1 protein-coding gene is annotated in these 10,286 nt (G+C 74.9%); it reads left to right on the forward strand.

What is annotated here, in order from left to right; translation table 11 throughout:
• The first annotated feature begins 230 nt into the window (after positions 1-230).
• A complete protein-coding gene (locus KBX46_RS13405; protein WP_210792743.1) occupies positions 231-10,286 on the forward strand; it encodes a type I polyketide synthase in 10,056 nt (3,351 codons plus the stop codon).

Consider the following 10,286-nt stretch of genomic DNA (forward strand, 5'->3'; position numbering starts at 1 on the left):
CTGCTCCGTGCTTTGTGTATTGAGAATGACTCCCGGGGCACCCCCGTAGATATCCCCTACCTACCCCTACCGGCTGACCGGCATCGGGGTGCCGTCGGGGCGCGCGAGGGTCCGTCGCGACCCCGCAGGGGTTGTTGGCCCACCAGGGCTTCCATAGCGTCCTGATTGCGGATCGCCGTATTCCGGCCCAGCTCATTCCGGGTCGCTCTGCCTTGAAGAGGTGGCATCGTATGGCAAGCGAAGAAACGCTCCGGGACTATCTGAAATGGGTGACGACCGACCTGCACAAGGCGCGTCAACGCATTCGGGAGTTGGAGTCGGCCGGCTCCGAGCCGATCGCCCTGATCGGCATGGCCTGCCGCTATCCCGGCGGGGTGCACAGCCCCGAGGACCTCTGGCAGCTGGTCGCCGAGGGACGCGACGGCATCGGCGCATTCCCCACCGATCGCGGCTGGGACCTCGACGGGCTCTACCACCCCGACCCCGACAACCCGGGCACCTGCTACACCCGCGACGGCGGCTTCCTGGCCGACCTGGCCGCCTTCGACGCCGAGTTCTTCGGCGTCAGCCCGCGCGAGGCGATGGCGATGGACCCGCAGCAGCGGCTGCTGCTGGAGACCGCGTGGGAGGCCACCGAACGGGCCGGCATCGACCCGCACCACCTGCGCGGCACCCGGACCGGCATCTTCGCCGGCACCCCGAGCACCCAGGACTACGTCTCGCTGCTCCAGCAGAACCCGCCCGAGGGCAGCGAGGGCTACTTCCTCACCGGCACCGCGCCCAGCGTGATCTCCGGCCGCGTCGCGTACCTGCTCGGCCTGGAGGGACCGGCCGTCACACTGGACACCGCCTGCTCGTCGTCGCTGGTCGCCCTGCACCTCGCCGGTCAGGCGCTGCGCCTGGGCGAGTGCGACCTGGCCCTGGCCGGCGGCGCCACCATCCTCGCCTCGCCGACCGCGTTCATCGGCTTCAGCCGCCAGCGCGGTCTCGCCCCGGACGGACGGTGCAAGTCGTTCGCCGGCGCCGCGGACGGCACCGGATGGTCCGAGGGCGTGGGCCTGCTCATGCTGGAGCGGCTCGGCGACGCCCAACGCAACGGCCACCCGATCCTCGCCGTGCTGCGCGGCTCCGCCGTCAACCAGGACGGCGCGTCCAACGGGCTCACCGCCCCCAACGGCCCCGCCCAGCAGCGCGTCGTGTTGCAGGCTCTCGCCAACGCCGGGCTGACCACCGCCGACGTGGACGCCGTCGAGGCGCACGGCACCGGCACCGTGCTCGGTGACCCGATCGAGGCCCAGGCGCTGATCGCCACGTACGGCCAGGACCGGCCCGAGGATCGTCCGCTGTGGCTCGGCTCCCTCAAGTCCAACCTGGGGCACTCCCAGGGTGCTGCGGGCGTCGGCGGTGTCATCAAGATGGTCGAGGCGCTGCGGCACGAGACGCTGCCCCGGACCCTGCACGTCGACGAGCCGACCCCGCACGTCGACTGGACCGCCGGCAACGTACGCCTGCTCACCGAGGAACGTCCCTGGCCGACCGGCGAGCGACCGCGCCGCGCCGGGGTGTCGTCGTTCGGGATGTCCGGCACCAACGCCCACGTCATCCTGGAGGAGGCACCGGCCGCCGAGCCGGCGTCGGTGGTGGAGCCGGCCGAGCCGGTCGCACCGAGCGCCGGGGAGCTTCCCTGGCTGATCTCCGCCGCCACCGCCGACGCCCTGCGGGACCAGGCGTCGCGGCTGGCCGCCCACCTCGACGGCCCCGGCGCCGGCACCGAACCGGCGGACGTCGCGCACACGCTGCGTACCGCCCGCTCGGTGCTCGCCCACCGCGCGGTCGTCCTCGGCCCGCGGCACCGGGCCGGCCTCGCCGCCCTCGCCACACCCGGCGGCACCACCGACACCGACGTGGTCACCGGCACCGCCGTCGGTGACGCCGAGGTGGTCTTCGTCTTCCCCGGCCAGGGCTCCCAGTGGAGTGGCATGGCCGCCGACCTGCTCGACACCGCGCCGGTCTTCGCCGACCGGATCGCCGCCTGTGCCGACGCGCTCAGCCCGCACGTCGAGTGGGACCTGCTCGACGTGCTCCGCTCCGACGACCCCGGCCTGCTCGACCGGGTCGACGTGGTGCAGCCGGCGCTCTGGGCCGTGATGGTGTCGCTGGCCGAACTCTGGCGCAGCCACGGCGTCACCCCCTCGGCGGTGATCGGCCATTCCCAGGGTGAGATCGCCGCCGCGGTCGTGGCCGGCGCGCTGTCCCTCCAGGACGGCGCGAAGGTCGTCGCGCTGCGCAGCCGGGCCCTGCTCCAGCTCGCCGGCACCGGCGGCATGGTCTCGGTCAGCGCCCCGCTCGGCACCGTCGAAGACCTGCTGGCCGACGGCGTCACGATCGCCGCCGTCAACGGGCCGTCCGCCGTCGTGGTCGCCGGCCCGGCCGAGGCCGTGGACGCCTTCCTGACCCGGTGCGAGACGGCGGGCGTCCGGGCCCGACGGGTCGCTGTCGACTACGCCTCGCACTGCGACGCCGTGGAACCGGTCGCGGCCGAACTGACCACCGCGCTGGCCGGCATCACCGCCGGCCCGGCGTCGGTGCCGTTCCTGTCCACCGTCACCGGCGCCCTCGCCGACGGCGGCGCCCTCGACGCCGGCTACTGGTATGCCAACCTGCGCAACCCGGTCCGCCTCGACCAGGCCGTCACCGCAGCGGCCACCGCCGGCAACCGTCTCTTCCTGGAGATCAGCCCGCACCCGGTGCTGACCGCCGGGATCAGCGACACGGTCACCACCCCGGTCCTGCACACGCTGCGCCGTGGCGAAGGCGACCAGCGGCGGATCGTCCGCGCGCTCGCCGAGGCGCACGTCGCCGGCGCCCCCGTCGACTGGTCCACCGTGCTGCCCGAGGCCCGGCGCACCGACCTGCCCACGTACGCCTTCCAACGGCGCCGGTTCTGGCCGGACCCGGCCCCCGAGCTGGTCGCCGCCGACCCGGTCGACGCCGAGTTCTGGGCGGCCGTCGACAACGGGGACCTGACCGGTCTCGGCATGGGCCACCTCAACGACGCCGTCGCGCACCTGGGCGACTGGCGTCGGGGACGCCGCGAGCACCGGGCGCTGGACACCTGGCGCTACCGGGTGACCTGGCGACCGCGCACCGACCTGCCGCAGCCGCGACTCGACGGCGGCTGGCTGCTGCTCGTGCCGGCGGGCACCGACCAGGACCTGGTCTCGACGATCACCGACCGGATGACCCGGGCCGGCGCGACTGTCACCGTCACCCCCGAGGCGGAACTCGCCCGGGCGCTCGACGGCGCCACCCCGGTCGGCATCCTGTCCCTGCTCGCCCTCGACGAACACCCAACCGACCAGCACCGGGCCCTCACCCGGGGCACCGCCGCCACCACCGACCTGCTCGCCGCCCTGCGCGAGACCCACCCGCAGACCCCGGTCTGGGCGGCCACCCGTGGCGCGGTCTCGACCGGCCCGGCCGACCCGGTACGCCGGGTCCCGCAATCGTTCGTCTGGGGCCTCGGCCGGGTCGCCGCCCTGGAACAGTCCGCCTCCTGGGGCGGTCTCGTCGACCTGCCGGAAACCCTCGACGAGCGGGCCGCCGACAGGCTCTGCGCGGTCCTGACCGGCATCACCGCCGGCGACGGCGTCGAGGACCAGGTCGCCGTGCGCTCGTCCGGTGTCCTCGCCCGCCGGCTGACCCGCGCCGCCACCGGCACCGCGCCCACCTGGCAGCCGACCGGCACCGTCCTCATCACCGGTGGCACCGGCGGCATCGGCACCGAACTCGCCCGGTGGCTCGCCCGCAACGGCGCCGACCACCTCATCCTCACCAGCCGGCGGGGTCCGGCCGCGCCCGGGGCCGCCGAGCTGACCGAGGAACTCACCGCGACCGGTGTGCGGGTCACCGTCGCCGCGTGCGACGTCGCCGACCTCGACGCGATCACCGCACTGGTCCGCGACAGCGCCGACGCCGGCGACCCGATCCGTGCCGTCATCCACACCGCCGGTGTCGCCCAGCACACGCCGATCGCCGACGTCACCCTCGCCGAGTTCGCCCACGTGCTCGACGCCAAGGTCACCGGCGCCGCGAACCTCGACCGGCTCTTCGGCGAGCCCGACGACCTGGACGCGTTCGTGCTGTTCTCCTCCGTCGCCGGCACCTGGGGCAGCGGCGGGCAGATCGCGTACGCCGCCGGCAACGCCTACCTGGACGCGCTCGCCGAGTCTCGCCGGGCCCGCGGCTGCGCCGCCACCGCCGTGTCCTGGGGCGCCTGGGGCGGCGGCGGTATGGCCACCAAACAGGAGACCGCCGACCACCTGCTGCGCCGCGGCCTGCCGCCGATGCCGCCCGAGCAGACCACTGTCGCGCTGGCGCAGGCGGTCGGGCTCGGCGAGGCCACCGTCACTGTCGCCGACGTGCGCTGGGACCGGTTCGCCCCGTCCTTCACCGTCGGACGGCCCAGCGCCCTGCTCGCCGACCTGGACGACGCCCGCACCGCGCTGTCCGCCGCGGCTCCCGACGACGACAGCCAGGCCGCCGGGCTGCGCGAGCAACTCGCCGGGATGACACCCGGGGAACGCGACACGTTCCTGGTCGACCTGGTGCGCGGCGAGGCCGCCGCGGTGCTCGGGCACGCCGACGCCTCCGCCGTCACCCCGGACCGGGCACTGCGCGACCTCGGCTTCGACTCCCTGTCGGCCGTCGAGTTCCGCAACCGGCTCTGCACCGCGACCGGCCTGCGGCTGCCCACCACGCTCGCCTTCGACCACCCCAACGTCCAGGCCATCGCCAGGCTGCTGCGCGACGAGGTGGCCGGCACCGTCCCGGCCCCGTCGGCGAACCCCACTACGGCTCCCGCCACGACCGACGAGCCGGTCGCCATCGTGGCGATGAGCTGCCGCCTGCCCGGCGGCGTCCGCAACCCGGACGACCTGTGGCAACTGGTGCTCGACGGCCGCGACGCGATCGGGGACTTCCCGGCCGACCGCGGCTGGGACGTGGAAGCCCTCTACCACCCCGACCCGGACCACCCGGGCACCAGCTACACCCGCTCCGGCGGATTCCTGCACGAGGCCGCCGACTTCGACGCCGACTTCTTCGGCATCTCCCCCCGCGAGGCGCTCGCCACCGACCCCCAGCAGCGGCTCCTCCTGGAGACCGCCTGGGAGGGCTTCGAACGGGCCGGAATCGACCCGCACTCGTTGCGCGGCAGCCGGACCGGCGTGTTCGTCGGCGCGTCGAGCCAGGGCTACGGCGCCGGCGTCCGCAACGCCCCCGAGGGCACCGAGGGCTATCTGCTCACCGGCACCGCCACCGCTGTCATCTCCGGCCGCATCTCGTACGCGCTCGGCCTCGAAGGCCCGGCGCTCACCGTCGACACCGCCTGCTCGTCGTCGCTGGTCGCCCTGCACCTGGCCGCCCAGTCGCTGCGGCGCGGCGAATGTGACCTGGCCCTGGCCGGCGGCGTCGCGGTGATCGGCAACCCGATGGTCTTCGTCGAGTTCAGCCGGCAACGCGGCCTGGCCGCCGACGGCCGGTGCAAGGCATTCGGCGCGGACGCGGACGGCACCGGCTGGGCCGAGGGCGTCAGCGTCCTGGTCGTCGAACGGCTCCGCGACGCCGAGGCCAACGGCCACCAGGTCCTCGCCGTCATCCGGGGCAGCGCGGTCAACCAGGACGGCGCCTCCAACGGCCTCTCCGCCCCGAGCGGCCCCGCCCAGCAGCGGGTCATCCACGCCGCGCTCGCCGATGCCGGACTCACGGCCGCCGACGTCGACGTGGTCGAGGCGCACGGCACCGGCACCGTCCTCGGCGACCCGATCGAGGCGCAGGCCGTCATCAACGCCTACGGTTCCGGCCGCGACGAGGCGGACCCGCTGTGGCTGGGCTCGCTGAAGTCCAACATCGGCCACACCCAGGCCGCCTCCGGCGTCAGCGGAGTCATCAAGACCGTCCTCGCGCTGCGGGCCGGGGTGCTGCCCCGCACCCTGCACGCCGACGAGCCGTCACCGCACGTCGACTGGTCCGCCGGCACCGTCCGGCTGCTCACCGAGCGCCGCGACTGGCCGGACACCGGTCGTCCCCGGCGCGGCGCCGTCTCGTCGTTCGGCGTGAGCGGCACCAACGCTCACGTCATCCTGGAACACCCGGCGGCCCCGGCACCGGTGGCGCCGACCGGCGGCGGGTCGCTTCCCGCCGTACCGGTCACGCTCTCCGCCGCGACCGCCCCCGCCCTGCGGGCTCAGGCGGCGGCGCTGCTCGACCACCTCACCGACGAGCCCGCCGCGCACCTCACCGACCTCGGCTGGTCACTGGCCACGACCCGCGCGGCCCTCGACCACCGCGCGACCATCGTCGCGACCGACCTCGACGAGGTACGCCTGAGCCTCACCGCCCTGCGCGACGACACCACGGCTCCCGCGCTCAGCACCGACGTCACCGTCGACGGGCGCACCGCGGTGCTCTTCACCGGGCAGGGCAGCCAGCGGGCCGGGATGGGCCGGGAGCTGTACGACGCGTACCCGGTCTACGCCGACGCGTTCGACGCGGTCTGCGCCCACCTGGACGCCCACCTCGACCGGTCGATCCGCGACCTCGTCCTCGACCCGGCACACGTCGACCTGCTGGATCGCACCGAATACACCCAGCCGGCGCTGTTCGCCGTCGAGGTCGCCCTGTTCCGGCTCTTCGCCCACTGGGGCATCACCCCCGACTACCTGGCCGGGCACTCGATCGGCGAGCTGAGCGCCGCCCACGTGGCCGGCGTCCTCGACCTGGCCGACGCGGCCGCCCTGGTCGCAGCCCGCAGCCGACTCATGCAGGCGCTGCCCGACGGCGGTGCGATGGCCGCCCTCCAGGCCGGCGAGGCGGAGGTGCTCGCCGCACTCGACGGGGTGGACGGCCGGATCACCGTCGCCGCCGTCAACGGACCGACCTCCACTGTGGTCTCCGGCGACGAAGCCTCGGTCGAGCAGCTCGTGACGCACTGGCGCGACACCGGGCGACGGGCCAAGCGCCTCCAGGTCAGCCACGCCTTCCACTCGCCGCACCTGGACCCGATGCTCGGCGAGTTCCGGCGGGCCGCGACCGCGGTGACCTACCACCCGCCGCAGATCCCCATCGTCTCCACCCTGACCGGCGAACTCGCCACCACTGCCGAGCTCACCTCGCCCGACTACTGGGTGCGGCACGCCCGGGAGACGGTCCGCTTCGCGGACGCGGTCCTCGCACTCCACCAGCGCCAGGTCCGTACGCTGCTCGAACTCGGCCCGGACCCGGTGCTGGCCGCGATGGCCGAGGAAACCCTCGCCGAGCAGCCCGGCCGGGCGGCGGTCGCCGTCGCCGCGCTGCGCACCGGACACCCGGAGCCGGTCACCGTCCTGACCGCACTCGCCCGGCTGCAGACCCGCGGCGCCGACCCGGACTGGACAGCGGTCTACGCCGGCTCCGACGCACGCCGCATCCCGCTACCCACGTACGCCTTCCAACACCAGCCCTACTGGCTGCGTCCGGACCCGGCCGATCCCGCCGACAGCGGCACCGGCCACCCGCTGCTGCACACCGTCACGACGCTCGCCGACACCGGTGAGGTGCTGTTCACCGGCCGACTGGCCACCGCCCTGCAACCCTGGCTCACCGACCACACCGTGCTCGGCACCGCGATCCTGCCCGGCACCGCCTTCGTCGAGATGGCGGCACACGCCGCCGACCACGCCGGCTGCGGCCAGGTCGAGGAACTCACCCTGGAAGCGCCGCTGGTCATCCCGGACGACTCCGGAACCCGGCTACAGGTCCGCGTCGGCCCGGCCGACGCCGACGGCCGACGCACCCTCAGCGTGCACTCCCGCCCGGACCGGGACGACAACGGTCCGTGGACCCGGCACGCCGCCGGCACCGCCTCCTCGGTGCCGGTCGCAGAACCCGACGCGGACGAGACCTGGCCGCCCACCGACGCCACCCCGGTCGCTGTCGACTTCCTCTACGACTTCCTGCCCCAGCTCGGATACGGGTACGGCCTGGCCTTCCAGGGCCTGCGGGCGGCCTGGCAACGCGGCGAGGAGATCTATGCCGAGGTCGCCCTGGCCGAGCCGACCGCCACCGAAGCCACCCGCTACGGCGTGCACCCGGCGCTGCTCGACGCCGCCACCCACGCCATGGGCCTCGGCATGGCGGCCGAGGCGCAGCAGGGCCTGAGCCCCACCCAGAGCCGGATGCCGTTCTCCTGGACCGGCATCGGCCTGCACGCCACCGGCGCCGCTGTGGCCCGGGTGCGGATCGTCCCCAACGGCGACGACGGGGTCCGCATCGACCTCGCCGACCAGACCGGGCAGCCGGTCGCCACGATCGGCAAGCTGGTGTTGCGGCCGGTCTCGGTCAACCAGCTGCGGCAGCCGACCGACGAGGCCCCGCTGTTCACAGTGGACTGGACACCCGTCGAACCGCAGGCCGCCCCCACCGGCGGCCGGTACGCCGTCATCGGCGCACCCGAGGGGTTCGTGGCCGACGCCGCGGCCGCCGTCGGATCCCTCGTCGACGACTACCCGGACCTGGACGCGCTGGCCGCCTCGGGCGCCGTACCGGACCTGGTCTTCGTCCCGGCGCAGGCCGGCGGGGCCGCACCCGGCCCGGCGGTCGACGCCTGGCTGGCGCTCGCCCAACGCTGGCTCGCCGACCCCGCCTTCGCCGGGGCACGACTGATCCTGCTCAGCCGCGGCGCGGTCGACCCGGACCCCGCCGTCGACGCCCCCGACCTGGCGTACGCCGCCGCCTGGGGCCTGATCCGCTCCGCGCAGTCGGAGGACCCGGACCGGATCGTGCTCGCCGACGTCGACGACTCGCCGCTCTCCGCGGCCAGCCTGCCCGGTGTTCTCGCCGGCGGCGAACCGCAACTAGCGGTCCGCGACGGCCGCGCCTACGCGCCGCGGCTCACCCGGGCCACCGCCGCGCCCGCCGACCTGGGCATCGACCCGGACAGCACGGTCCTGGTCACCGGCGGCACCGGCGCCCTCGGCGGCCTGCTGGCCCGGCACCTGGTCACCACCCACGGGGTACGGCACCTGCTGCTGACCAGCCGACGTGGACCGGACGCGCCCGGTGTCGCCGAACTGACCGGGCAGCTGACCGGGCTCGGCGCGACCGTCACCGTGGCGGCCTGCGACACCGCCGATGCCGAACAGCTCGCCCACACCCTCGACGCCGTCGCGGCCGAGCACCCGCTCACCGCCGTCGTGCACGCCGCCGGCATCGTCGACGACGGTGTCCTCGCCTCCCTGACCCCGCAGCGGGTCGCCGCGGTCCTGGCCGCCAAGGCCGACGCCGCCCGCAACCTGGACCAGCTCACCCAGGACCGGGACCTGACCGCGTTCGTCCTGTTCTCCTCCTCGGCCGGCAGCTTCGGCGGCCCGGGACAGGGCAACTACGCCGCGGCCAACGCCTACCTGGACGCACTCGCCCGGCACCGCCGCCACCACGGCCTCGCCGCGATCTCCCTCGCCTGGGGGCCGTGGGCGGTCGGCGGTGGAATGGCCGGGCAGCTCAGCGACGCCGACATCAGCCGGATGACCAGCTTCGGCATCACCCCCTTCACCGCCGAGACCGGCCTCGCCGCGTTCGACGCGGCGGTGGGCGCCGGCACTCCCGTCGTCCTGCCGATCGGGTTGCAGCCGGCCGTCGCGGCCGGCAACGGCCCGGTGCCGCCGCTGCTGCGCAACCTGGTCCGTCGACCCGCCCGCCGGGTCGCGGAGAACTCCGCCGACGCCGCCGAGCCCGGTGCGGCGCTCAAACGGCGACTCGTCGGCGCGGCACCCGCCGACCGGCCGCGGATCCTGCTCGAGATGGTGCAGACCCAGGTCGCCGCGGTCCTCGGCCACGCCTCCGCCGACGCCATCCAGCCCGACCGCGGGCTGGTCGAGTGCGGCCTCGACTCCCTCGCCGCCGTCGACCTGCGCAACCGGCTCGCCGCCGCCGCAGGTCTGCGACTGCCCGCCACGATCGTCTTCGACCAGCCGACGCCCGCGGCGCTGGCCCGCTATCTGCAGGACGAACTGCTCGACGAACGCGCCGCCTCCGCCCTGTCGGTGCTCGGCGAACTGGACCGCCTCGAAGCGGGCCTGGCCGCCGTCAGCGCCGACGACCCGGACCGGTCCAAGGTCGCCGCCCGCCTGCACAGCCTGCTCGACGCCTGGGCCGGCGCCAACCCGGCACACGACAGCGGCGCCCTGCACGGCGCCACCGCCGAGGAGCTGTTCGACCTCCTCGACGACGAACTCGGCATTGCCTGA

It is taken from the genome of Micromonospora sp. C81 (assembly GCF_018070425.1).
GTDB classification, from domain to species: domain Bacteria; phylum Actinomycetota; class Actinomycetes; order Mycobacteriales; family Micromonosporaceae; genus Micromonospora; species Micromonospora zamorensis.